This is a genomic window from Flavobacterium sp. GSB-24, from assembly GCF_027924665.1.
Classification (GTDB): domain Bacteria; phylum Bacteroidota; class Bacteroidia; order Flavobacteriales; family Flavobacteriaceae; genus Flavobacterium.
This window is the reverse complement of sequence record NZ_AP027043.1, coordinates 3,442,422-3,467,102: the sequence shown is the minus strand read 5'-3', so window position 1 is coordinate 3,467,102 and position 24,681 is coordinate 3,442,422. Positions and strand designations below refer to the sequence as shown.

The 24,681-nt window shown below is 35.1% G+C and carries 20 protein-coding genes; 6 read left to right on the top strand and 14 right to left on the bottom strand.

Annotated features, from left to right (window positions below):
- The first annotated feature begins 21 nt into the window (after positions 1-21).
- The 6 genes from QMG60_RS15000 to QMG60_RS14975 all read left to right on the top strand — a co-directional run bounded on the left by QMG60_RS15000 (position 22) and on the right by QMG60_RS14975 (position 3,669).
- The gene (locus tag QMG60_RS15000) at positions 22-429 is read left to right on the top strand and encodes a hypothetical protein (RefSeq protein ID WP_057118103.1); all 408 of its coding nucleotides are present in this window, start codon (positions 22-24) and stop codon (positions 427-429) included.
- A 7-nt stretch (positions 430-436) separates the two neighbouring features.
- Positions 437-1,279, top strand: a complete 843-nt coding sequence (locus QMG60_RS14995; protein ID WP_134141402.1) for a DUF5777 family beta-barrel protein — start codon at positions 437-439, stop codon at positions 1,277-1,279.
- 20 nt (positions 1,280-1,299) lie between these two features.
- Entirely contained in the window at positions 1,300-1,668 is a 369-nt protein-coding gene (locus QMG60_RS14990; protein ID WP_057118105.1) for a cytochrome c, read from the top strand.
- A gap of 5 nt (positions 1,669-1,673) precedes the next feature.
- Entirely contained in the window at positions 1,674-2,228 is a 555-nt protein-coding gene (locus QMG60_RS14985) for a YceI family protein (protein WP_281865469.1), read from the top strand.
- Positions 2,229-2,376: 148 nt separating this feature from the next.
- Positions 2,377-2,772, top strand: a complete 396-nt coding sequence (locus QMG60_RS14980; protein ID WP_134141405.1) for a hypothetical protein — start codon at positions 2,377-2,379, stop codon at positions 2,770-2,772.
- Positions 2,773-3,030: 258 nt separating this feature from the next.
- Positions 3,031-3,669 carry a hypothetical protein gene (locus tag QMG60_RS14975; RefSeq protein ID WP_281865468.1) on the top strand — a complete coding sequence of 213 codons (639 nt, stop codon included), beginning with the start codon at positions 3,031-3,033 and terminating at the stop codon, positions 3,667-3,669.
- Positions 3,670-3,937: 268 nt separating this feature from the next.
- Here QMG60_RS14975 and QMG60_RS14970 read toward each other — a convergent pair whose 3' ends face one another.
- The 14 genes from QMG60_RS14970 to QMG60_RS14905 all read right to left on the bottom strand — a co-directional run bounded on the left by QMG60_RS14970 (position 3,938) and on the right by QMG60_RS14905 (position 24,460).
- Positions 3,938-4,462 (bottom strand): TetR/AcrR family transcriptional regulator, encoded by a 525-nt coding sequence (locus tag QMG60_RS14970; RefSeq protein ID WP_281865467.1) that lies wholly within the window; start codon positions 4,460-4,462, stop codon positions 3,938-3,940.
- Positions 4,463-4,661: 199 nt separating this feature from the next.
- On the bottom strand, positions 4,662-5,072 hold the full coding sequence (locus QMG60_RS14965; RefSeq protein WP_281865466.1) for a nuclear transport factor 2 family protein: 411 nt from the start codon (positions 5,070-5,072) through the stop codon (positions 4,662-4,664).
- Between the two features lie 285 nt (positions 5,073-5,357).
- Positions 5,358-6,263: a carbohydrate kinase gene (locus QMG60_RS14960; RefSeq protein WP_281865465.1), complete on the bottom strand. Its 906-nt coding sequence runs from the start codon at positions 6,261-6,263 to the stop codon at positions 5,358-5,360.
- Positions 6,264-6,287: 24 nt separating this feature from the next.
- Positions 6,288-7,844: a glycoside hydrolase family 32 protein gene (locus QMG60_RS14955; RefSeq protein ID WP_281865464.1), complete on the bottom strand. Its 1,557-nt coding sequence runs from the start codon at positions 7,842-7,844 to the stop codon at positions 6,288-6,290.
- Between the two features lie 19 nt (positions 7,845-7,863).
- Positions 7,864-9,261, bottom strand: coding sequence for a DUF4960 domain-containing protein (locus tag QMG60_RS14950; RefSeq protein WP_281865463.1), 1,398 nt, complete (start codon positions 9,259-9,261; stop codon positions 7,864-7,866).
- 19 nt (positions 9,262-9,280) lie between these two features.
- Positions 9,281-10,972, bottom strand: coding sequence for a RagB/SusD family nutrient uptake outer membrane protein (locus QMG60_RS14945; protein WP_281865462.1), 1,692 nt, complete (start codon positions 10,970-10,972; stop codon positions 9,281-9,283).
- Positions 10,973-10,987: 15 nt separating this feature from the next.
- Positions 10,988-14,092 carry a TonB-dependent receptor gene (locus QMG60_RS14940; RefSeq protein ID WP_281865461.1) on the bottom strand — a complete coding sequence of 1,035 codons (3,105 nt, stop codon included), beginning with the start codon at positions 14,090-14,092 and terminating at the stop codon, positions 10,988-10,990.
- Positions 14,093-14,110: 18 nt separating this feature from the next.
- Positions 14,111-15,718: a glycoside hydrolase family 32 protein gene (locus QMG60_RS14935; protein ID WP_281865460.1), complete on the bottom strand. Its 1,608-nt coding sequence runs from the start codon at positions 15,716-15,718 to the stop codon at positions 14,111-14,113.
- Positions 15,681-17,039, bottom strand: a complete 1,359-nt coding sequence (locus QMG60_RS14930) for a sugar porter family MFS transporter (RefSeq protein WP_057118115.1) — start codon at positions 17,037-17,039, stop codon at positions 15,681-15,683. Before QMG60_RS14930 ends, QMG60_RS14935 begins: the two co-directional genes overlap by 38 nt.
- A gap of 230 nt (positions 17,040-17,269) precedes the next feature.
- A complete protein-coding gene (locus QMG60_RS14925; RefSeq protein ID WP_281865459.1) occupies positions 17,270-20,008 on the bottom strand; it encodes a substrate-binding domain-containing protein in 2,739 nt (912 codons plus the stop codon).
- A 692-nt stretch (positions 20,009-20,700) separates the two neighbouring features.
- Positions 20,701-21,702 (bottom strand): NADP-dependent oxidoreductase, encoded by a 1,002-nt coding sequence (locus QMG60_RS14920; protein WP_281865458.1) that lies wholly within the window; start codon positions 21,700-21,702, stop codon positions 20,701-20,703.
- Positions 21,703-22,079: 377 nt separating this feature from the next.
- Positions 22,080-22,670: a TetR/AcrR family transcriptional regulator gene (locus QMG60_RS14915; RefSeq protein WP_281865457.1), complete on the bottom strand. Its 591-nt coding sequence runs from the start codon at positions 22,668-22,670 to the stop codon at positions 22,080-22,082.
- Positions 22,671-22,949: 279 nt separating this feature from the next.
- A complete protein-coding gene (locus tag QMG60_RS14910; RefSeq protein ID WP_281865456.1) occupies positions 22,950-23,462 on the bottom strand; it encodes a RidA family protein in 513 nt (170 codons plus the stop codon).
- A gap of 80 nt (positions 23,463-23,542) precedes the next feature.
- Positions 23,543-24,460, bottom strand: coding sequence for an alpha/beta hydrolase (locus tag QMG60_RS14905; protein ID WP_057118121.1), 918 nt, complete (start codon positions 24,458-24,460; stop codon positions 23,543-23,545).
- Between the last annotated feature and the right edge of the window lie 221 nt (positions 24,461-24,681).

The following is a 24,681-nucleotide window of genomic DNA, read 5'->3' as shown; positions in this document are numbered from 1 at the left end:
ATCTTATCAAAATAATAAAAAATGAAAAGAAGAAAAACAGCAATAGTAACTGCTATATTACTGATTATCATCTCAGCCGGTATTTACTTTTACTACGGATTCCTATTTAAAGAAGCACGGAATATCGAATCAGAAACGCCTGATTTCAGTATAACTGCCACAAAACTACTGGAAGATTATAACACGAATCCTAAAACAGCAGATTCTTTATATCTCAATAAGACTATTGAAATTACAGGAATGGTAACCAAAGAAACAGATTCTGTGATCACTCTAGAAAATACTGTTTTCTGTCTCTTCACTCAAAAATTAAAAAATAAATCTGCTAATACTATAACAAGAGTTAAAGGTAAATGCATTGGATATGATGAACTTTTTCAAGAAGTCAAATTAGATCAATGCACATTATTAAACAAACAAATCAATTAATCAATTTATGAAGAAATTTTTAGTTCCAATCTGCTTCTTTCTGACGGCCATGGCATATTCACAAGATGACTTGCTGCAGGGTCTTGATTCTACTCAGGTAGAAGAAAATTACTCAACCGCAACTTTTAAAGCTTTACAGCTGGTAACATTGCAGACCACAAAAATGCCAGCAAAAAAAGAGTTTTATTTTGTGGTATCACATCGATTTGGCAGCGTTAAAGATGGTTTCGACAGTTTTTTTGGTCTTGATAATGCCACTACAAAACTAGGCGGTATTTATGGCGTAACCAACTGGTTATCGGTAAGTCTTTCCCGACATACCTTAAACAAAATGTATGAAACAGGATTAAAATACAGAGTTGCCAGACAAAACGATAATTTTCCTTTGGACATTGTTGGTTACAGCGTTGCAGATATTAACACTTTCTTAGAAAAAGATCAATATCCTGGTTTAGAATTTAAGCATCGTCTTACGTATGTACAGCAGGTTTTAATATCTAGAAAGATCAGCGAAAAACTGTCACTGGAATTAGTACCGTCATTTATCCACAAAAACCTTTACAATCCTGATATCGAAAGAGATAATCAGTTTTCTTTTGGCGGCGGCGGACGCTATAAAATCACTAAAAGACTATCTGTTAATTTAGAATACATGCACAATTTTGATAAACCCGACTTCTATAAAAATCCATTATCTGTAGGACTTGACGTAGAAACAGGCGGGCACGTATTTCAGTTAATCTTTACCAATTCACAATCTATGAGCGAGAGCGGATACCTTACTAATGCATCTGGTGACTGGGGTAAAGGTGATTTCTTTTTCGGCTTTAACTTATACAGAGTATTTTAATAACTATAAATCAATAAATCATGAAAAAAACAATCTTACTTACAATTTTATTAGCTGCATTGGCAAGCTGTAGTGACTCAGATACAGTTCAGGATATCGAAACACCAACAACGCCGACGAATCCAACAACATCAATTACTTATAGTAAAAATGTAAAATCTATTATTGATGCCAACTGTATCAGCTGTCATTCAAGCGGAAGATCTGCAGCGTTTAGACCTCTAACTACATTTGCAGAAGTTAAAGCGGCTGTTGAAAATTCTGGTTTATTAAACCGAATTCAACTGCAAAACGGCCAGCAGGGGCTTATGCCTCAAGGCGGAAGAATGTCGCAGGCTAATATTGACTTAATCGTAAAATGGAATACGGACGGATTAAAAGAAAATTAATCATTATGAAAAAATCATTGCTGAATTTCTTCTTTTTGCTGTTAATTATTACTGTAGGTACAAATGCTTCTGCACAAAAATTAATTACAAAAACAGGAAATATAAAATTTCAGGCTTCGATGCCTTCTTATGAGGAAGTTGCAGCCGAAAACAAATCTGTATCTGCAGTTCTTGATCAGTCAACTGGTGATTTTGCTTCTTTGGTTTTAATAAAAGGATTCCGATTCAAAGTTGCATTAATGGAAGAGCATTTTAATGAAAATTACATGGAATCTGAAAAATTCTCGAAAGCAACTTTAAAAGGCAAAATAGAAGATTTTGATATTTCTAAGATTACCAATACTCCTAAAAATTTTACCTTAAAAGGCGATCTTACCATTCACGGCAAAACAAAACCTTTAACAGTAATCATAAAAATTTCTAAAGCTGCGAACGGAGTTAATGCAATTGGTTCTTTTGAAGTAAAACCAGAAGATTTTGATATTGAAATACCAAGTCTTGTCAGAAAGAAAGTTGCCGATAAAATAAAAATCAATTACAATTTTTTATTAGTTAAGTAATCTTTTAAAAGGTGCTTTTTAGCAAAGAAACTACTCTTCAAAGATCTGGATCGAATTATTGATTTAGAACCTCATTAAACATGACTAATGTTCTGGGGTCAGTTTTTATATAAGCTGGCCTCTTTTTTTTAACCTCAATCAAAATTAGATGATCTGCAAAAACTACGTTGTTACCGGAGAAGATGTGAATGATTTTATGGTTATGGAAAGTGCCGCATACATTTCATACTCAGTCCGATTATTGTATCACTTTTTATTTTATAATGGTTTTTCAAAAGAGAAACTGAACACTCTGAATCTCGATCTGCACGAAGGAAATCATGAACTGATTTGTTATAAAGATCTAATGTTTACCCAGCATTTTTTTGTTGAGCTCAAACATTTTTATATCGATGACAAAATCAGGATTAAAAGCTCTTTTTTCAATTCAAAAAATGAATGCTGTGCAGAGGTAACGAAAGAAGTCGAATGGTTTGACCCAATTCGCAGACAAGTTATAGAAACTCCAAAACAAATCCTTTTACATTTTTATCCCAATTTGTAAAGTAAAGCAAAACGGAAATAATCTAGTTTTTGAAATGGAAACCTTTTTTGCCACAAAAGTTAAGACGGTATCTTTTACATTAAGTAAAAAATAAATGTTTCTTGCATTTCATTTTTACAATTTAATAACGAGAAATTCGATTATAGTATCGGCCCAGCTCCATTTGACTATCTGTTTACATCATTTTTATTATATTGCAGAGAATAAGAGTAAAACGGAATATATAAGATGATAAAAAACTTGCTGTTTACGTTTGCATTGGGTCTTCTGGTCCATGCACAGACCAAAGCTCAAAATATTACACTTAGTCCTTATAAGGTAATTTGCTCACAGGTTACTGTAGAGCAGGTTGATTACAAAGGTAAAAAAGCATTACAGGTTCAGGGACTGTCCAATGATGAAAAAACACTTGCGATCCTGAAGGATATTGATTTTCACAACGGAACAATTGAAGCGTCTATTTCTGGACAAACGCTTGCCAGTGCTGGAGAAACCGCACGCGGATTTGTTGGTATTGCTTTTCGCGTGAGTAATGATGCCTCTAAAATGGAAGTATTTTATTTGCGTCCTACAAACGGCCGGGCAAATGATCAGGTTCGTAGAAACCACTCCACACAATATATCTCAGTTCCTGGATATCCATGGGAAAAACTGAGGAAAGAAACTCCTGAAAAATATGAAGCTTATGCTGACATGCAGCCTGCAGAGTGGATCAAAATAAAGATTGAGATAAAGGACGAAACCGCAAAACTTTACGTCAACGGAGCTTCACAGCCAACACTCATTGTCAGCGATCTGAAACAGGGTAAAAATCTGCGGGGAAGTATTGGCCTTTGGGTTGGTCCTGGAACATTGGCCCATTTCACCGATCTTAAAATTACTAAAGAAAACGGATAAAATTAATCTAAGAACTCTAGTACTTTTAATACAAAGAGTTTTGAGCGGTTATTATTTGTTTGTATTGCCACAATTTCTGTAGCGACTGACAAATTATTTTTTGAAAGCAAAGGAGAAATACGACAAGTTTCAAAACTAGTTTCTTAGAAAACATCAATAGGTTTTGTTTGTTTTCCTGTCAGCCAGTGATTGGCAAGCCCCGGCAACTAAGTGTAAATTTTTTAAAACAAGAAATATCTGTTTAAGGAAAAGCTTATTGAGGGCAATTTTAAATTAGACTGCTGATAATGATTTTAGATTTCTCTATCATTTCATTAGACTTGAACATCTGACTCTCTATTAGAGAGCTCTCAAAAAGCATATATATATGATCCGATAAAGCTTCATCATTAATAAAATTTGAAAAAAATTTCCTTAGATCTTTCTTATGATCCTGAATTACGTTCAGTATTTTAAGATTATCACTAGGGATTTCAGATAAAATATTTAAGAAGCTACAGCCTCTGAAATTTTCCTTAGAGTTCATGTAAATTAAATAATCAAACGATGACAAAATCTTTGATTTAGTATCTTTTTTGTCGGTTATAAAATTATTGAGTTCATTGAACCAATATGTATGTCTTGCGTTTAAGAATGCTACGCATAGATCTTCTTTGGACTTAAAATGTTGGTAAAAGCTAGCCTTGGCAACTTTTGCTTCAGAAATAATCTGATTAATACCGGTCGAATTGTAACCCTGGTTAGCAAAGAGGCCAAAGGTTACATCCATAATTCTTTCTTTTGGAGATATCATGAGCTGATTTATTTTGGAACAAATATACAACTACCGAAACAAACATACAAACCTGTCTGTCTACTAAAATAATATTTAATAGCTGACTTTCCTAAATCAAATCTAGCTAAAAATGTCTTTTGGATTGTGATTTATAAAAAAAACAGAACTAGCTGCAGTAAAATTTTGCTAATCCTGTTTCTAATACATTTTTCCGCTATTAGAACTTTCGTTGTTCTTCTGTGATTTGCAAATCATTGATACTGGCATATCTTTTGGCCATCAACCCATTCTCATCAAATTCCCAATTTTCATTACCATACGCCCTAAACCAATTACCTTTTTCATCCATATACTCATATTCAAACCTTACAGCAATGCGGTTGTCTGTATGCGACCAGTACTCCTTCTTCAGTTTATAATTTTGCTCTTTTTTCCACTTATCGGCAAGAAACTTGACAATTTCTTCCCTGCCGTTTACGAATTTATCTCTATTTCTCCACTCGCTGTCAATAGTGTACGCTTTGGAAATTTTTTCAGGGTCTTGGGAATTCCATGCATCTTCAGCAAATTGAATTTTCTGTAGTGCTGATTCAAATGTAAATGGTGGTAGTGGATGTTTCTGTTCCATTTTTTAATAAATTAAATTGTTAATACTCTCTTTATTCGTTTATTTCGATTATACATCTAGTAATAATTAGACAGAACAAACTTAAAACAAAAAAATAAAACAGACAAACTTGTCTGTCTATTTTTTGTTTATTTTTTTTCCAATTTTAATTTTTTAATCAAAAAACAAAGATTATTGTCCTTTTGTAATCCTTTAGATTTTTCTGGCTTGAAAAACAAAAGCCTGATGCCAAAAGGCATCAGGCTTACTTCCACAGATATATTAATACTTCGCTTAAGCTTAAAATCAAATTTTAACTTTTCCCAGCAGATTTTCAATTCTGGAAGGTAAAATTTCTGGATTTGCTCCTGGAGCTTCGGCTACTAGAGCTCCTACCGCGCAGGCAAAATCAATGGCATTCTTAGGTGCTTTATCGGTAAGCAGTGATGTGATTAAAGCCGCTAAAAAGGAATCCCCTGCTCCAACTGTATCAGATACCTTAATAGGATATCCTCCATTTTGATAAAGCTCTCCTTCCCACATTAATAAGGCTCCGTGTTTTCCCTTAGTGACACACATAGCCCTTACTTTTGTTTTCTCTGCAATAAAATGCATATTGTCTTCCAGACTTGTAAAAGGAGATTCCATAGCTGTTGCTATCTCTAGCAATTCCTCATCATTGAACTTAATAAAATCAGCTGAGTTCATTAATTCCTGCAAAATTTCATAGGAATAATGCGGTTTTCTTAAATTGACATCAAAGACCTTGTAAGCCACTGAATTCAGCAGTTCTTTTAAAGTTTTTCTTGAAACGGCATCTCGACAGACTAAGCTGCCATAAATAAGTACATCTGCTTGCTTCACTATTTTTTCAGTCTGCTCATTCAATACAATTTTATCCCATGCTGACGGGTAGCTGATTTCATAACTTGCCGAACCTCGTTCGTTTAAAGTGACATTTACCAGACCGGTTGGAAAATCTTCTGAGGTAACTATTGTATCGGTTTTAAGTCCCAGACTCTTTATCTCTTCCTTAATCACTCTGCCATCTTGATCGTTTCCTACACAGCTAATCATAGCCACCTCGCAGCCAAAAGTTTTCATGCGCAGGGCGACATTAAGCGGTGCCCCTCCAATCTTTTTCTCATTGGCAAAAACATCCCAAAGTACCTCTCCGTACGCCACCGCCTTAAGGTTTTTTCCGTTATTCATTCTAAAATATTTTATTATTAATTTCTATTCTGGCTGAGTTATCTGAAGATTTGAGATTGTGCTTGTCTGTCCTTCAGCGATTAATCCCCATTTGTTTTTGTCTCTTCCGTAAATGCGGTTGGTGAGCGTTGCTTTTCCATTAATATAGATCACAACAACACTTCCCTCGGCAATTATTTCAACATCATATTTTACATTTGTCTGAAAGGCAAAAGGCAAACGAGTAACTTCCTGCGAAGCCGATTTATAACCGCTTATTTTTCCATTAGCAATATCAAAAACAATTTTATAGTAACTTCCTGTATCATTGGTATGAAAAACAAATCCGGTTGTTCCGGTAGCTTTCGCTAAAGTGACTTCGGCTTTTATTTTGACCTTCTTTCCAATACTTTTAAAAGTTACCGTTGCTTTTTCTGTTTCTCCCGATAAAGAATAGGTTCCATTACTGGCTGTTGCATTTGCTGAAATGGCATCTACTTCAGCAGTAGCGTTCTTTTTAGAAAATAAATCCTTTACTGACTTCGGAGATTGAGTCCCTAAAGTTCCATCTGAATTCTGAATCAATTCATGAATAACCATATTCCCCGCCCAATCTTTATTTCCTAAATCATTTTCAGGTGTTTTTCTGGCACTCCATCCAAAAACATATCTTTTATTTCCGTCAGAAGCCGTTTTTCCTGCATAGAAATATTCTCCGTCAATTCTGTCATTCTCAGGTTTTGTCCAGGGACCATTGATAGATGATGCAATTCTGTAATGTGTACCTTTGCTTCCGCTCCAATTCTCAGAAAACATTAAATACCAGTTACTTCCCATCTTGAAAATATCCGCACACTCCATCATTAGATAATTATCCTCTAGAGTTGTAGTATAAAGTGGAGCTTCAACATCCCATTTTCCTGATGCAGGATCAGCACTTGTAAAATGCAGCAGAACGGCTTTCCTTCCCGGTTCTGTCTGTGTGCTTACCAGCATTGAATATTTTTTCAGTTCATCATTGTAAAATACATGAGGATCTCTAAAATCATAGTTATAATATCCTGTCGGTGCAGTTATTTTAAAAGAGGGAACTTTTGTCCAGTTTTTCAAGTCGCTGCTAATTGCGCATAATACGCTTTCTCTTGCATTGGATTGAACAAAAGCTGGAGTTTCGTTATGTCCAGTATAATAGAAATAATAAAGACTGCCCGCTTTGATAACTGACCCAGTGCCAATCGCAAAATCAGGTTCAAGGTTTGAACCATACGGAATGGTTTGGCCTTCATAAGTAAAATGCGCCAGATCTATGCTCTGATATTCATGAATATCATGAAATCCTTTTCCTGCTGGTTTATTCTGTGCGTCATGCAAGAAGTAGATATGAAATTTTCCGTTATCAAAAAAAGGCATTATATCTCCAGTATAACCCGCGCTATAGTACGGATCGTCTGCGCCCATCCATTGCGCTGGCGGAACAGGAAAAACACTTGTTATTTCAGAATTGCCTCCTGAAATCGAACCTCCAATATAAGTTTCATCTTGACTGCACGAAGCAAGCCAAAAGAAAGCGAGAGCAATTGTAATTATATTTCTGTATTTCATTGTATTAAATTCAAGTGATTTATTTTCCCGCTAGGTAATTGATACTGTTTTGTGTCAGCAGTCTGATGTTTGCAATAAACTCATTAGACTGGCTTGGCACGCCGCTGCTGTTGGTTTCATTGTACCAGTCGTAAGCCCCCATTGAAATAACAATTACATTTTTATTTGTACTTGTATTTGGAAATTCTGCAATGGTAACCCTTCCGTTCAGTTCATTATCCCAAGCTTCACTTGCCAGATTGGTTCCTCCTGTTTGGTTTCTCCAACCTTCTCCATTATTGTATCCGCCCCATTCCGGTAAAAACCACCATGCGGTATGATTTAATCTGAAAGTGCCGCTTTGCAGTAAATTAGCTTTTCCAGCTTCAAAAGTGGTTAAACCCTGAAATATTGGATGAGCTTCATGACCAACAAATGACATTCCCCATGAATTTCCGTCTACAAATCCATTTGGAGGAAAATCACCAAAAACATTATTTGGTCCTTTTCCTGATGGAACAATTCCTAAAGCATCAACGTATTGTGAAGCGAAAGAAGTCAAAAGCAGGTTTCCGCCATTTGCCCTAAAATTTTTAAGTGCAGTGGTAACGGCAGGATTATAAGCAATAGAAGGTAAATTTGCAGCCGAATCAAAATGCCACCAAATCACATCGACATCACTTAAATCTGCACCATTCTGAACACTTTCAAAGGAAATATATTTAGCTCCCGGGAAATTATCAAATAACCAGTTTGAAGCTGTAACTTCATCCATGTTTGTGATTCCTGATCTTGTAGCTGCAGTTCCTAAAAATGCAACTGTTAATCCTGTAACTGGAACTCCGACATTTGCAGTATAGTTAACGCTCTTACCATTTGATGTTATTACAAAAGTGACTGCATTTGTAAAATCAACTGTTGCTCCTGAAGCTGGTGAAATTGTAACGCCTGTTGTAACTTCGATCACTGGTTTAAGCGCTGTTAAGTCAGTATTTTCAGGTAAGGTCAAATTAATTGTTCTGCTGATGTCGTTTACAATTGCTGCTGCACCATTGATCGTGAAACTCTTAATTGGACTTAAAACGGTTGTTGTTACTGTGTAATCTTTGTATAAATTACCGTTAACCACTCTGAATTTTACTGGATTTGTAAAATTAATAGCTGAATTTAATTCCAGATTTGACGTTGCTCCTTCTTCTAAAACAACTTCTGGTTTTATGGCTGTTATATCTGATCCGTAAGGCATTACAACAGTAATTTTCCCTGTTGTCTGATCAATGCTTCCTGAAACTCCGTTTAATTTAAATGAAAGTACATTTGAAGGCGAATTCATATCAAATCCGCCAGTTTCAAAACTGTTTTCGCAGGCAGTAACCATAAAAATCATTGCCAAAACTATAGACATTTTAGTCCAATATTTATTTAAAGCTTTTTTCATTTTGCTGATTCTTTAAGGATTAATAACCTGGATTCTGTTTATACAATCCCTGACTGAAATTAATTTGCTTCAACGGAATTGGGCAGTATTCTTCTTTGTGTGCATCAAAAAAAGCATCCTGATAATAGGTACGTTTTGTTTTTTCTTTTGCATAAAAGTCATTCATAACCTGATCTGTAATTCCCCAGCGAACAAGATCGAAGAATCGGCTTCCTTCCATAGCCAATTCTAAACGACGTTCCCAGCGCAAAGCTTTACGGGCAAAATCCTGTGTCCAGTTGCAATTGCTTCCGTCCACATATGTATTGATTTTAAAATTGTTTACGTAAGGCAGTCTTCCTGTGCTCTGTGCAGCTCTTTCTCTTATTTCATTAATTAAAGGCAAAGCTTCAGATTGTCTTCCTAATTCAATCAAAGCTTCGGCACGCATCAGAACCACATCAGCATAGCGAATCTGGATTCTGTTTTTTGAATTTCCATAAAACGGATCAATATTTACCACACAGCTGCAGCTTGGTGCAACATTTTCTTTTAGAGAAGCAAAATAACCATACGTTCCTGGAGATCTAACCCAAGCTTCAACATATAGAAATTCAGGATCATATTTATAAGGCAGACCTGGCATTGCAACGGTATGATATAATCTCGGATCAACTGTATTAGCATCTATGTTTTTATAATCAAAATCCTGATCATTATAAGTATCAAATTCCGGCAGACCATTTACGCCTGTTTTAAAGGCATTCACTAGATTCTGGCTTGGCTTATGAAAATCGCAGCATCCTAAACCTTGCGGCGTTGAAAGAACGTCTGAGAAATTCAATCTTCCATAAAGCGTACCGTCATTATCAGAAAACTGGATTGAGAAAATAGATTCTGGTCCGTTCTCGTAAGTTCCGGGAAGAAAGTTGTTTGCAAAATCAGGTTCTAAAGAAGCTTTTCCAATTACGTTATCTGTTGCCGCAACTACTTCCTGCAGATGCTGCTGGTTTATACCTGTAACTTTAAATGTTTCATCCTGCGTATAGGCCTGATACAATCTTGTTTTTGCCAGATAAGCATAAGCCGCTTTTTTAGTGGCACGCCCCACTTGTGGCTGTGTATCTGGCAAATTATCGGCTGCAGCCTGAAAATCTTCTGCAATTTTATTCCAAAGTTCTTCGTTTGAAAGCGCTTTGTTTGAAATTGTTTTATAATCTTCTACTGGAATATCTTCTGTTATGTAAGGAACATTTCTAAACATAATTTTCAGCATAAAATAAAAATGTCCTCTTAAAAAACGCATTTCAGCCATTCGTGTTTTTTTCAGCGGATAATCCGCTTCTGAGAGCTGCTCTAATGCTTTTAAGGCTTTATTGGCTCTTGAAACTCCTACATAGCTGATATACCAGAAAGAATCCAACTCTCCAAAATCGGGTCTGATATTATTGGATACTTCAAAAAAGTGAAAATCCTGTATGTCATTTGTACCGCTTCCTCCTTTGTAAGCATCATCTGAGCGGACATTCCCGAATGGCCACAGACTATACGGAGAATCATAATGATCGTTTCCTAACTGTGCATAAGCTGCATTCATAAATCCTTCAACGGACTGAGGTGTAACAATATCTTCTTCTGACAACACCCCACGCGGATCATTTTCTAAAAAATCGGAACAGGAAGCCAAGAAACCCATCACTGCAAATCCTGCTATATATAGTATTTTTTTCATTTTTTCAATCTTTTATTATAAAGTAAAATTAAGACCGGCAGTAAAGGTTGTCGGCTGAGGATATCCAAAACCTGCATTTTCCGGATCAACTCCTGTGAAGCTTTTGGCATCAATAATCAATAAATTCTGTCCGCTTATGTAAAGTCTAAAACTCTCCATATTTAGTTTCTTCAGTAATTCTTTAGGAAAACTATATCCAAACTGCAAAACTCTAAGTTTAAGATAATTTCCATTTTCTACATAATAAGTTGAAAATCTCGACTCTGCATTTCTGTCAACAGTTGTCAATGCTGGGATTGTAGAATTTGGATTGTCTAAAGACCATGCATTAAGCAGGCGGGTTCCTTTGTTTGATCCCACATCATCAACACTCCAGAAATCAGTCTGATATTTGGTATTATTGATAACATCTACATCGCTTGCTCCTTCCCAAAAGGTTGTAAAATCAAAGTTTTTATAAGACAAGTTTAAATTAATGCCGTATAGGAGTCCAGGATTTGGATTTCCAATCCACGTGCGGTCTTTATCTGTAATTGCCCCGTCTCCATTTAAATCTCTGTAACGGATTCTTCCAAGCCCCTTCCCTTCTTGAATTGCCGAATTATCCACCTGATCCTGACTTGTAAACAATCCGTCAGTAACATATCCGTACATCGAATTGATTGGTCGCCCTAAAATATTATCATTCAGTCCGTCACCACCGTAATTGTTTTTTACTTCATCTGGCAATTGTGTAATCTTATTTTTGTTTGCCGAAATATTTCCTGAAATATCATATTTCAGTCCAAATGAGGTTTCATCATGATAGCCCAGAGAAAACTCCCAGCCTTTGTTATCCATAGAAGCTCCGTTTACCCAGCGGTTTCCGCCTTCTCCAATAACTCCTAAATAAGGTGGCAATACTAGAATATCATCTGTTTTTTTGATATAATAATCTACAGATCCGCTTAATTTTTGTTTGAATAAACCAAAGTCCAAACCAATATTCGTTTGTGTAGTTGTCTCCCATTTCAAATCATCATTTCCAGACTGAGTCGCAATAAAACCAGACGGAAGTAATCCGTTTCCATTTCCTGCAATATCGTAAGCTGTTCCAAAAGAAGTTGCCCATGTTGGACTTCCACCCGCATAACTTGCCAGATAAAGCGAATAAACCGCAGTATTACTGATTTCCTGATTACCAGTCTGTCCCCAGCCTGCTCTTAATTTTAAATCTGAAAAAACAGAAGCATTGTTTTTGATAAAATTTTCGTTGCTGATTCTCCATCCTGCTGAAACTGCTGGAAAAGTTCCAAACTGATTGTTTTTTCCAAAACGGGAAGAACCATCACGACGAATTGTAGCCGAAACCAGATATCGATTATCAAACTCATAATCTGCTTTTCCGAAATAAGAAAGTAAAGAATATACAGTAGAAGTTCCGCTGGTAAAAGATTCTCCTGTTCCTGCATCGGGATACATATAATCTGGAGTTTCAATCAAAAAGTCGTTCTTACGCAGCGTATTTGTATCATAAGTATCTTTGTACATCTCTGTTCCTGCCATCAGATTCAGATTGCTTTTTCCAAAATTCAGGCTATAAATTGCAGTATTTGTCCATGTCCATTTGTCGCTGATCGACTGATCGATGGTAACAGAAGTCTGATCGTTTTGCAGATAACCAGATTTGTAGCTTCTCTGCAGTGTACGTTTTTTGTAAAAGCCGTAATCCATTCCGAAACTGGTTTTGATGTGCAGGTTTTTAATGATTTCTAAATCCGCGTAAGCGTTACCAAAAAGACGCAGGTAATCGTATTTATTATCTTTATTGTATTCTAAAAGACGAACTGGATTCTGTCTGTCATTCATCCCTCCGACTGGTCCTCCCCAGCCAATTCCGTCTACAGTGTGCACCGGAATAATCGGTAAAGCTCTAAGCGCGGGGTCTAGAACACCAGGATCTGTTACTTCATTAGTTCTATTTAAACTGAAATTCTCGCCAATAACCAGCTTTCCGTCAAAATATTTATACGACCCATTCATGCGGGCAGAAATTCTTTCAAAATCTGTTGTTTTAACCACGCCTTCGTTCCCGTAATATCCTAATGAAAAAACGTAGCTCCCTTTGTCTGAAGCATTCGAAACAGACAAATCATAAGAATTGGCAACTCCAGTTTGAGAAATCGCATCGTACCAGTCCGTATTTGAAGCTTGTATGGTTTGCTCGGCATCTAAATATTCTGGAACCAGAACTTTATTCAATTGCGGTTTATTATTATTTACCGACCAGTCAAACTGATAACGAAGGTTATTATTATTTGGATTTAAACCATCGTTTATATTGGCCTGCCAAAGTGCCTGACCAAACTGGTTCGCATTGAGAACATCTAACTTTCTTGAATAATCAGAAAAGGAAGCATATGTGCTGAAATTGATTCTCATTTTACCTTCTTTTCCTTTTTTGGTTGTAATGATAATCACACCATTTGAAGCTCGGGAGCCATAAATACTGGCTGAAGAAGCATCTTTCAGCACCTGAATGGTTTCAATATCGTTAGGATTTAATTCATGCATTCCAGATTTTGTCGGCATTCCGTCAATTACGTAGAGCGGATCTGTATTGTTCAGCGTCCCGACACCGCGGATCACTACTTTTGTATTTCCTCCGCTTGGCGAACCATCTGAAGACACTTTTACTCCGGCAACTCTTCCCTGCAAAGCTTTGATCGGGTTTGGCTCTGGCTGTTTCATGACTTCTTTCATGTTCACAACTGCGACTGCTCCTGTGATATCCGTTTTCTTTTGTTTGGAATAACCGGTTACTACAACTTCATTCAATTGATTGTTGTCAACTTTCAGCGTTACATTGATCGTTTTCTGCCCGTTAACAGAAATAGATTGCGGCGCATATCCGATAAACGAGATTACAAGTACAGCATCTGAAGCAACATTTTGAAAGGAAAAATTTCCATCAAAATCTGTTGCTGTACTGGTATTTGTACCCGAAATAATTACGGTTGCTCCTGGAAGCGGCATTCCGTCATCTGCCGAAATTACCGTTCCCTTTACTCCGTTTTCCTGAGCTGTCATCATCAGCATGGGAAAGAAGAAAAATAGAAAATAAATAATTTTACTTTTCATGAGGTTAGTGGTTTTTAGTTAGTTTTTATTTAATTGGTTAATTACGAGGTTGTTTAATTCTATTGTCTGTTTTGAAGACACCGAAAGAGATGTAAATGGCTGCTGCGGGAAAAAGATTTCGGTTATAACTTTTTCGCCATTATTGTAAAATATTTCAATAGATGTTTTATCCAGAATAATTTTAAAAGCACCCTCTTTTTGACTGCCGCCTAAAGATGCTTTGGTAATCGTTGCAGCAAATTTTTCTGAGAAATCATTTTTTCCAGACTTTGAACGGTCCACAAATAAATAATGAGCTTTATTATTGATTCCGAATGTCAAAGACTCGCCTTTATCATTTGAAAGCATAAAAATGTAGGTGTCCTGTTTTATGTTTTTTAGCTTAAAATCAATAATTGCCTTAGTTAAATCAACTTTTGCAGCTTCTGGAATAGAAAGATTACCTTTACCTTTTAAGCTTTTGCCTTTGATTGTTTTAGAAATATATTTATTGATTTCTTTTACAGGAATGCTAATCAGACTGAACTCATTTCCTTTTTTTATTAGCTGAATTTCTCTAGCGATCGTAGTGCTGCTTCTCCAGACATTTGTCGGTACATCTTGGGCATAATCCCAATTGGACATCCAGCCGATAAATAATCTTCGCCCGTCCGAGTTTGGAATATTATTCCATGTTACACCGGCATAATTATCTTTTCCGTAATCTATCCAGACGGCTTTTTCCTGTTCTATTCTTTTGGCAAAATTTGGGTCTAATGTAAAAGCAGTTCCATCAAAATCTCCAATAAAATATTGCGTTCCAGAACCTCCATTTGCACCTCCTGGATTTAAGCTCTGAATTAAAACCCATTTGGTTTCATTTGTACCCTGCACTTTTATTTCAAAAAAATCTGGACATTCCCAAACACCTCCATGTGCCCCAATATTTTTTCCGAAATCAGATAAATATTGCCAGCTTTTTAAGTCTTTGGATTTATAAAATTGGGAACGGTCCTGCGCTGCTAAAACCATTATCCATTGTTTATGGGTTTTATCCCAAGTCACTTTTGGGTCACGAAAATCACGAATTCCCGGGTTTCTTACGACAGGATTTCCTTCCTCAAATTTCTGCCATGTAAAACCATTGTCATTCGAGAAAGCAATATCCTGCTGCTCAACATCAATTTTATTTTCTTTTTCCTTTGTCATATCATGCAGCGTATAAACCGCTACAATTGGCGCCGTATTTTCGATACCTAAACCTGATGTATTATTTATATCTACAACAGCACTTCCTGAGAAAATATATTTATCCTTATCTGGGTAAATTGCGATAGGCAATTCTTCCCATTGAATCAGATCTTTACTGACCGCATGCCCCCAATGCATTGGTCCCCATTTATTTCCATCAGGAAAATGCTGGTAGAATAAATGATATTTCCCATCTGCATAGAACATTCCGTTAGGATCATTCATCCAGCCTTTTTTTGGTGTAAAATGAAAATTAGGTCGGTACATTTGTTCCTCAGCCGAGGCTGATACTGAAACAGCAGTTGTTTGTGCAACAGCCGAGTACGGTATAAATCCCCCTGCTGAAAGGAGTATCGCACTATAGAATGCCAGCGGCAGATGTTTCTTTGATTTCATTTTTTTTGATATTTTTTTTGGTTAGATTTTCGCTTAATACTTCTAAAGAGATTCCTTTAGTTTCCGGCATCATAAAAATTACGAACAGGAGCTGTAATACCATCATTAGTGTAAAAATTAAGAATACGGCATCTGGTCCTATTTCTGAAAACAACATTGGAATTAAAGACGGAATAATCGCTGCCAGAACCCAATGCACTGAACTTCCAAATGCCTGTCCCGATGCACGGATATGATTTGGAAAAATTTCTGAGATGAAAACCCAGATAACTGCTCCCTGACCGATGGCGTGTGAAGCTATAAACAGGAAAAGAAAAATGGGTACTGATAATCCTCCCCAATTGTAATAAAATGAAGCAGAAACTAATCCTAAAGATATGATATATCCAATAGAACCAATATACATTAACAACTTCCTTCCTAATCTGTCAATTAATGCTACTCCAATTAAAGTAAATATAAGATTGGTGATCCCAATGCCGATACTGCTTAATAAAGCCGTGTTCTGTCCTAAACCTGCTTCTTCAAAAATTCTGGGTGCATAATATAAAAAAGCATTGATTCCTGAAAACTGATTGAAAAAAGCAATTAAAAAAGCTAGGATTAAAGGGAAACGGTATTTCTTCATGAATATATTTTCATGTTTCGTCACTCCATTTTCTCTGGAATCATCCATAATGGAAGAAAGAGAGGCCGAGGGATCGATTTTAAGGAGTACTTTACGGGCTTCTTCATCACGGTTTCTGGACAGGAGCCATCTTGGACTTTCTGGAATTGTTATGATAAAAAGAATATAAACAACAGACGGAATAGCCTGAACCCCAACCATCCAGCGCCAAGCATTTTCTCCAATGTCTTTTAAAAAATAATTAGATATAAACGCGATTAAAATACCCAGAACAATATTAAACTGATACAAAGCAACCAATCTCCCTCGTTTTTCAGCTGGAGCAATTTCTGAAACGTACGCCGGAGCAGCAATGGTTGAAGCCCCAACACCCAAACCTCCAATAAACCTAAAAGCAGCAAAAACATAAGGATCATTGGCAAAAGCAGCACCAACTGCAGAAATGAAATATAAAATTCCGATCCAAAACAGGGTTTTTTTACGTCCTATTTTATTGGTTGGGATTCCTCCAAAAATAGCACCTACGACTGTTCCCCACAGTGCCATTGCCATAACAACAGATCCATGAAAAGCATCAGATGAATGCCAGAGAAGCTGTAGTTGTTTATCAGCTCCAGAAATAACTACGGTATCAAAACCGAATAGAAAACCTGCCAGTGCAGCAGTAACAGACCAAATCAATATCTTGTTCATTGTAGATGTATTAAAAACTTGTTGCTAAGATATCCGCAATAAAAACAACTTATTTTTAATGATGTTACAATTTTATTCTATAATTATTGATAGTTTGATATTTTTACACTAAAAGACTTATTTACAAGGCTTTACATAATTTAAAACTTATTTACGAAAACCGTGTAGTTTCGATTTTGTTACATTAGGTTTAAAATTGATACCTGATTTGTATCAATTTTAAATCAATATTAATTTGAGGATTTGTATTCCTTTGGTGAAATTCCAAATTTATTCTTAAAAGCTGTAGAAAAATAATTGGGAGAAGAGAATCCCAGCGAGTAAGCAATTTCAGAAATATTCATATTATTTAACTTTAAAAGCTCTGCCGCCTTCTCTAATTTTACATTATTAATATGGTCGCTGATATTAATTCCGATAATTGCTTTTACTTTTCGATACAGCTGAACTCTGGAAACTCCAAGTTTATCGGCTAAATCTTCAACAGAGAATTTAGGATTTTCGACATTCTTTTTAATAATATCATTCATTTTGGTAATAAAGGATTGTTCCTGATTGCCAAATTTCGATTCAGGCTCAACACGATAAATATTATTAGTATAATAATAACGAAGTTTCTCTCTATTAAAAAGCAAGCTTGATATAGATTGTTTCAAAATAGAAAGACTGAAAGGCTTCGTAAGATACTGGTCTACTCCGCTTTGCAATCCTTTCAAAACAGATTCTTTATTACTCTGCGCAGTTAAAATAATAATTGGAATATGAGAAGAACGAAGATCTTTCTTCAATTCTTTACTAATCTCGTAACCATCTTTATCTACTAAATTAATATCACAGATTATAATATCCGGAATAATTTCTAATGCTTTTTGAATCGCATCGCTTCCATCAGAATTATACACTACATATTCATTGGACAGTTTTGCTTTTAAAAAGTTAACCAAATCTACATTGTCTTCTATGATTAGTAGAGTGTGTTTCTCAGCATCAGAAATGGTGTTTGATTCTTTTAAATCGGGTTCTATATTTAAATTATCAGTAATTAAGTTTGGAATACTGGTTAGGTTTTCGGCTTTTTGAATAATTTCACCAGGCTGTAAATGACTGCTTCCTTTTAATAATGTAATGACAAATTCACTGCCCTGCTTAGATTTCAGTTCGATTATTCCTTGATGCAAAAGCACAAACTCTTTTGATAAATGCAATCCAATGCCTGAACTGTTTTTATTATTATTTGAAGCCCTGAAAAATGGATCAAAAACATTTGAAAGTTCATCATCAGGGATTCCAATTCCGGAATCTTTAAAATGGATCTGTACTGTATTATCCTGATTTTCGACAATTGAAATACTAATTTTACCATTATCGGGCGTAAATTTAAAAGCATTTGACAGCAAATTGAAATATACTTTGTCCATTAAACCGCGATCAATAAAGAGTTCCAGATTTTTGTTTTTACAGCTTAATTGAAAATCAATATTTCTTCTGGCAGCTTCGCCTTTAAAATTAGCCATGACTTCATTTGTGAAATCGTAAATTTTTGTACTGGAAGCCCTAAGGGTAAATTTTTGCTCTTCAATTTTCCTGAAATCCAATAACTGATTGATCAAACGCAATAATCTGTTTGAGTTTTTATGAATTAGTTTTACTTCATCGATAAGGGCAGTTCCCTTAATTTTTTCATTTTCAATCAGCGACTCTACATAACTCATAATCAAAGTTATAGGAGTTTTAAATTCATGTGAAAGTCCTGTAAAGAAATTCAGTTTTGCTTCATTGCTTTTAGTCGCAAGCTGAGCCATTTCCTGAATTTCATTATTCTGGTCAATAACAGTCTGATTAATTTTTTCAAGCTGTTTTTTCTTCTTTGAAATAGAAATAGTTGAATAAATGCTGTAGATAGTCAGACTCAAAATAATCACTAAGAAAAAACTCAATAATCGAACCAGATTGTTCTGCGAAGCATATTCTCTTTCCTGAACTTTTATTGCTCCCTGCTGAGACTCAATAACTGTCTGCTGCTGATCGACTTTATCCATTTGATTTTCGATAATTTCAGCATTATTCTTATCTATTACGATTGTATTGAGTATGTTATTTTTTGCAACTGCTTCTTTATAATACATTTTTAAAGCCAGTTTCAATGCTTCATTTCCTCCTGTCGGATACAGCACTGTTCCGTCTAAAACTCCGTTTTTAACCAATTCTATTCCCCCATTCACTGTGTTGAGTCCGTCAACACCAATAAATTTAATTTTCTTTTCCAGTCCTGCAGTTTTGGCAGTTTCCCAGGCACTTAAAGCCATACGGTCATTATGGGCAAAAATATATTCGATATCAGGATTTTGCAAAAGAATCGCTTTTAGGGGCGCTTTAACTGACTCTTTTTCCCAATCACCAAATATGATTTTTTCAATTTTGAAACGTTTATTTTCTTTGATAATCTGATCAAACCCTAAACTACGCTCATACGCTGGTGAAGAACCGTTTGCTCCTGTTATTTCTATAATCTTACCTGAACCTTTACCGTGCGAAATAATATATCGCGCTGCAATTCTGCCAATTTCAATATTATCAGCTCCAAGATAAGCAGTATAGTTTTCTCCTTCAATTTTCCGGTCTACAATAAGAACAGGAATTCCGGCTTTTATTGATTTTTCTACAACTGCCGTCAAAGGTTTAGACTGGATTGGGGATACAATAATGACATCTGCTTTATTAGATATGAATCCTTCAATATCTTCTATTTGCTTCTCTATGCTGTTATTGGCATCTTTTATAGTCAGATCGACTTCAGGCCGTAATGAGGCTTCAATTTTCATTGAGCTGTTCATCTGCTTACGCCAGTCATCAGTAGTCATGGCCTGAGAAAATCCAACTTTTATTTTATCACTCAGTTTTTGTTTACAGGAGATTAGACCTAATGACACTATAAAAAGTATCAAAGTATATTTTAGAAATTTATACATCGAAATTATGGGTTTATGTAAATAAAAAAATAAGTTCTTACAATACTTTATTGAGCCAGCTGCTTGTGAAAAAAATTAGGAAGGAATATTTTTACTATAACAAGCGGTAAGAAAATCTAATAATTAAAAAAGTAAAATTAAACTTTTATTTCATGTACACAAATGAGCGAATAATATATCTGATGTAAAATAATAATCATGCTTATATTTTACTATATAAGATTTAAAAGTATTAATGGCAAAAAGTGCAATTAAGGAGGGACATCCCTGTAAGTGTAGGATACTTACAAGTATAATTAGAGAATGTCATTTAGAAAAGGAGCGCCTGTTCGCATATAGTTAGGAATTATATTGATTGCAACTCCCAAATTAGTTTCACGTACTAACCAATCAAGTTCTTCCGGATTTTTAGGTTCTAATCTTTATAATTATTAATCTGGCACTTTTGATTCAAAAAAGCATTTTTGATACTGCAAATCAGTTAAACAGTATTTTCTAATTTAAACAATATTTGATTATCGTTTATAAATCACCTGCTAGGGCCACAATGAATAATGAAAAAGAAAAATATTCATAACTATCAGGTGAAATAAATGCTAATTTGAAACTGAAAAGTGCCGATTAAAATCTTAGAAAAAGTTTTTACATCACAAATATGAATGCATAAAAACCTTTGCTTTCGGGTAAAAATGTTATTTTATTTTAATGACAACTTTTCCTTTAGCCCTTCCGCTTTCTACATAAGACAACGCATCGTTTGTTTTTTCGAAAGGAAAAATTTTATCAACAATAGGTTTGATTACACCAGACTCGATAAGTTTGGTAATTTCACTTAACTGCTCCCCATCTGCTTTCATAAACAAAAAAGAATAGTCTACGTTTTTATGTTTTGCTTTTTTACGGATACTAGAACTTAGTAATGACAGGACAATTTTTACAAACCAAGGAGCTTTGATTTCTTTTGCAAAAACAGGTGTCGGCGGTCCGGAAATAGAAATTAGTTTGCCACCTGGTTTTAATATTCGCAGCGATTTTTCGAGTGTTTTCTGATCCTGACTATTTAAGACTGCATCATAATCACTCAAGATTTTTTCGAAATCACTGTTTTTGTAATCAATAACAATATCAGCTCCAAGTTTTTTTAATAAGCCGGTACTTTGAGCACCTGCCGTAGTAGCAACTACAGCACCCAAATGTTTGGCCAGCTGAATAGCAAAAGTTCCAACTCCACCAGATCCCGCCTGTATAAACACTTTTTGACCTGATTTTACTCCAGCTCTTTCAACCAAAACCTGCCACGATGTAAGCCCTACCAGCGGAATAGATGCAGCTTCTTCCATCGAAAGATTTGTAGGTTTCAGGGCGGCATCTTTTTCGTCAATGGCAATAAACTGGGCAAACGTACCTATTCGGTAATCTGAGACTCTCGCATAGATCTGGTCCCCAGTTTTAAACTTTTTTACATTCTTTCCTGTTTTTACAACTATTCCTGCCACATCATGACCTAAAATGAGCGGCAGTTTATAGGGTAGAATGAGTTTAAATTCTCCTGTTTTTATTTTAGAGTCTAAAAGATTGACACCTGCCGCATGGATTTCGACCAATATATCATTTTCTTTTACATCTGGTAAAGAAAGTTCTACACGATGCAGACTTTGCTTTTTACTGTATTTATTAATTACAAATGCTTTCATTTTAGATGTTTTAAAGTTTAATTACTGCTTAAGGCAGCGTAGTTTTTTTAGAATTTACCAGATTGAAAGCCAGTTTTGGAAAAAACCTGCTAACAATAATAATTTAGAATTACCAACACGAATAGTAAATTGCTCTTTTTGATTCCAGAAATAAGAGCTTTTACTAACTGCTCTGGATTTAGTTTTTTGTTGCAATTGCGAATCTTATTCGGTCACTTCTGCCACTTATAAATATTGTATTTGCCGTTTTTTTATTTCATAATTATTTAAATTAATTTTATGTTTTTGGTTCTCTGATCAACAGATTGTTTTGTTTAAAATAAACTAAAAAGTCTATTTTAAATTATACTTTTTAGTTTATTTCATACTAAAAAAAATTAGATGACGTATTGTTCTAATTCAGACTTTAGACTCTTTACTAAACCCTGCATTGGTTTTGCAGTCTGCATAACTCTGCACATTACTATTCCCCCTTCAACAGAAGCTACCAATTTAAAAGCAAAAACAACGGGATCTAGTTTGGCAGAAAATTCTCCGTTATTAATTCCTTCTTGAAGCAGAGCGGTTAATTCCTGTTGACCTTTTTTAAATACTTTAGCCACTTTTTCTCTTATAAAGGGATAATTATCATCTGCCTCTACTGCAGTATTAAATATCGGGCATCCGCCTGAAATATAGGTATTAATGGGGTTTTTATAAAAATCTAAAAAGGCATGTATTTTGCCCTTCATTGTCTTTGAGCCGTAAACAGCAGCTCTTATTCTATCAGAAACCATCTTAAGAGATAAGTCAATTACTTGGTCAGACAAATCTTCTTTATTTTCAAAATGACCATATAAACATCCTTTGGTAAGCTTGGTCGCCTCAAGAACATCATCAATGTTAACTCCCGAAATGCCCTTTTCATTATAAAGAGGAACCGCAGTTTCTAATATGAATTGTTTTGTTTTTTCGGCCTTAGTCATCATTTTAAATTAATTAGACAGCAAATATACTAAAAAGTATATTTCATACACGAAATTATAATAATTTATTCTTTTGAATTTTAGCCTAATTATGAATCACCTCTATGAAAAAATACCATATAACTAATCTATATTTTTGTGACACATTGTTAAAGTGAATTCATAACACTGCTCGGCAAAAAGCTAAGACTGTCTGGTTTTAACTTAAATAAATTATCCAATACGATTTAAGAAAAAAGCTTCGATGGCAAATATGATATATGATAAAACAATACTGGACAGTTATTCCATTTCAACAATCATTTCTGCTTCAATTACCATGTTTTGCGGAAGTGTATATACACCCACAGAAGTACGCGCATGCCTGCCCTTCTCGCCAAACACTTCAATTAATAAATCAGAAAAACCATTCATTACTTTTGATTGGTCAGTAAAAGACTCCGCGGTATTTACATAACCATTTACTTTTACTATGCGTTTTATTTTGTTCAGACTTCCAAAAGCACGTTTAAGTACCGCCAGCTGATTTATGGCTGTCAGCCTGGCGGCCTGATAACCTTCTTCGGTGGTGAGACTGCTCCCGACTTTTCCAGCAATGTATTTCCCGTCTGCTTTAAGCGGTCCTCTTCCCGACAGGAAAACCATGTTTCCAACTTTTACCATATCCACATAACTTCCTAATGATTCTGGTATTTGCGGCAATTGAATTCCTAATTGACTTAGCTTTTGCTCTGGAGTTTGTGCTGATAAATTAAAACTCAATAGTACTAATGCAAGTGTTACTATATTTTTCATTATTTCCTTCTTATAATTATCTAAAAAAGAAAGTCATCTTTAAAAGACGACTTTCCTAATTTTTGTTTTTATTTATCTTATTATTTTATGAATTTGATCAATTCAGCATTAAATTTTGGAAGCTCTTCGATAAACAAGGCATGACCGCTTTTCTCGAATGGAACCAAAGTTGAATTGGCAATTGATTTGTGCATTTGTTCAGCTAATTCGTAAGAACAAATTTTGTCCTGTGTTCCGTGAAGTATAAGAGTTGGTATTTTGATTTTTTTCAAATCTTCTCTTAAATCTGTATCACGAAGTGCTTTCATAGATTCTCCCATTGCATATGGAGATGCCTGTGCCTGAATAGTTCCTAACCATGCACCTTGTCCTGCCGATACGCTTGTTTCATTTGCTGGGAATATTTTTCCGAAATTCTCAAATAATTGTGGTCTGTTAGTATTATTAAGGGCAATAAGACCGTTTACATCTTCTTTTGTCCAGAAACCGTAGTTAAAATCTGCTCTTTTTGTCCATAATGGAGCTGCTGCACCAAACAAAGCCAGTTTTGAAACGTGGGCTGCATTGTATTTGGCAACATAATGAATCACTGTTGCGCCTCCCATAGAGAATCCGCCGATTGTTGCTCCTTCAATTTTAAGTTTGTCTAGGATTACTTTGATATCATCTGCATAAACATCATAGTTGTACGCACCACCCGGTTTGTCTGATAATCCAAAACCTCTTAAAGTAATTCCGATAACGCGATATCCTTTCTGGATAAGTTCTGCATATTGGTATTCATACATAGCATCACTTAATGGCCATCCGTGAATCAGTACTACTGGTTTTCCTTCTCCTAAATCCGTTACATGCAGTTTTACATTTTTCTCTACTTCAATATATTCTTCTCTTCCTAAACTTGCCGGTTTTCTTTGACTTTGAGCAAATACTGTTGATACAGCTAATAAAAAAATGGCGAAGCTTGTTGTTACGATTGTTTTTAAATTGGTTTTCATTTCTTTTAGGTTTTAATTTATTTAAAATTTTTATTTATCTCTGTCATTTCTTATTGACAGGACAAAATTGATAATTCTACGATTATAAAACAAATTAATAATTTTTAGTATATATAAATTTTATTTATAATCTTGTTTAATCAGAACTTCAATTCATTTAGAGTTTCCATATGATTCAATCTTTTTTAAGCAGGAATGAATCACTAATTTATCTTATAAAT

What these genes read in the sequence shown, in the direction of transcription:
- QMG60_RS15000 (WP_057118103.1), top strand. Translation starts at nt 22, where the DNA reads ATGAAAAGAAGAAAAACAGCAATAGTAACTGCTATATTACTGATTATC.
- QMG60_RS14995 (WP_134141402.1), top strand. Translation starts at nt 437, where the DNA reads ATGAAGAAATTTTTAGTTCCAATCTGCTTCTTTCTGACGGCCATGGCA.
- QMG60_RS14990 (WP_057118105.1), top strand. Translation starts at nt 1,300, where the DNA reads ATGAAAAAAACAATCTTACTTACAATTTTATTAGCTGCATTGGCAAGC.
- QMG60_RS14985 (WP_281865469.1), top strand. Translation starts at nt 1,674, where the DNA reads ATGAAAAAATCATTGCTGAATTTCTTCTTTTTGCTGTTAATTATTACT.
- QMG60_RS14980 (WP_134141405.1), top strand. Translation starts at nt 2,377, where the DNA reads ATGATCTGCAAAAACTACGTTGTTACCGGAGAAGATGTGAATGATTTT.
- QMG60_RS14970 (WP_281865467.1), bottom strand. Translation starts at nt 4,462, where the DNA reads ATGATATCTCCAAAAGAAAGAATTATGGATGTAACCTTTGGCCTCTTT.
- QMG60_RS14965 (WP_281865466.1), bottom strand. Translation starts at nt 5,072, where the DNA reads ATGGAACAGAAACATCCACTACCACCATTTACATTTGAATCAGCACTA.
- QMG60_RS14960 (WP_281865465.1), bottom strand. Translation starts at nt 6,263, where the DNA reads ATGAATAACGGAAAAAACCTTAAGGCGGTGGCGTACGGAGAGGTACTT.
- QMG60_RS14955 (WP_281865464.1), bottom strand. Translation starts at nt 7,844, where the DNA reads ATGAAATACAGAAATATAATTACAATTGCTCTCGCTTTCTTTTGGCTT.
- QMG60_RS14950 (WP_281865463.1), bottom strand. Translation starts at nt 9,261, where the DNA reads ATGAAAAAAGCTTTAAATAAATATTGGACTAAAATGTCTATAGTTTTG.
- QMG60_RS14945 (WP_281865462.1), bottom strand. Translation starts at nt 10,972, where the DNA reads ATGAAAAAAATACTATATATAGCAGGATTTGCAGTGATGGGTTTCTTG.
- QMG60_RS14940 (WP_281865461.1), bottom strand. Translation starts at nt 14,092, where the DNA reads ATGAAAAGTAAAATTATTTATTTTCTATTTTTCTTCTTTCCCATGCTG.
- QMG60_RS14935 (WP_281865460.1), bottom strand. Translation starts at nt 15,718, where the DNA reads ATGAAATCAAAGAAACATCTGCCGCTGGCATTCTATAGTGCGATACTC.
- QMG60_RS14930 (WP_057118115.1), bottom strand. Translation starts at nt 17,039, where the DNA reads ATGAACAAGATATTGATTTGGTCTGTTACTGCTGCACTGGCAGGTTTT.
- QMG60_RS14925 (WP_281865459.1), bottom strand. Translation starts at nt 20,008, where the DNA reads ATGTATAAATTTCTAAAATATACTTTGATACTTTTTATAGTGTCATTA.
- QMG60_RS14920 (WP_281865458.1), bottom strand. Translation starts at nt 21,702, where the DNA reads ATGAAAGCATTTGTAATTAATAAATACAGTAAAAAGCAAAGTCTGCAT.
- QMG60_RS14915 (WP_281865457.1), bottom strand. Translation starts at nt 22,670, where the DNA reads ATGATGACTAAGGCCGAAAAAACAAAACAATTCATATTAGAAACTGCG.
- QMG60_RS14910 (WP_281865456.1), bottom strand. Translation starts at nt 23,462, where the DNA reads ATGAAAAATATAGTAACACTTGCATTAGTACTATTGAGTTTTAATTTA.
- QMG60_RS14905 (WP_057118121.1), bottom strand. Translation starts at nt 24,460, where the DNA reads ATGAAAACCAATTTAAAAACAATCGTAACAACAAGCTTCGCCATTTTT.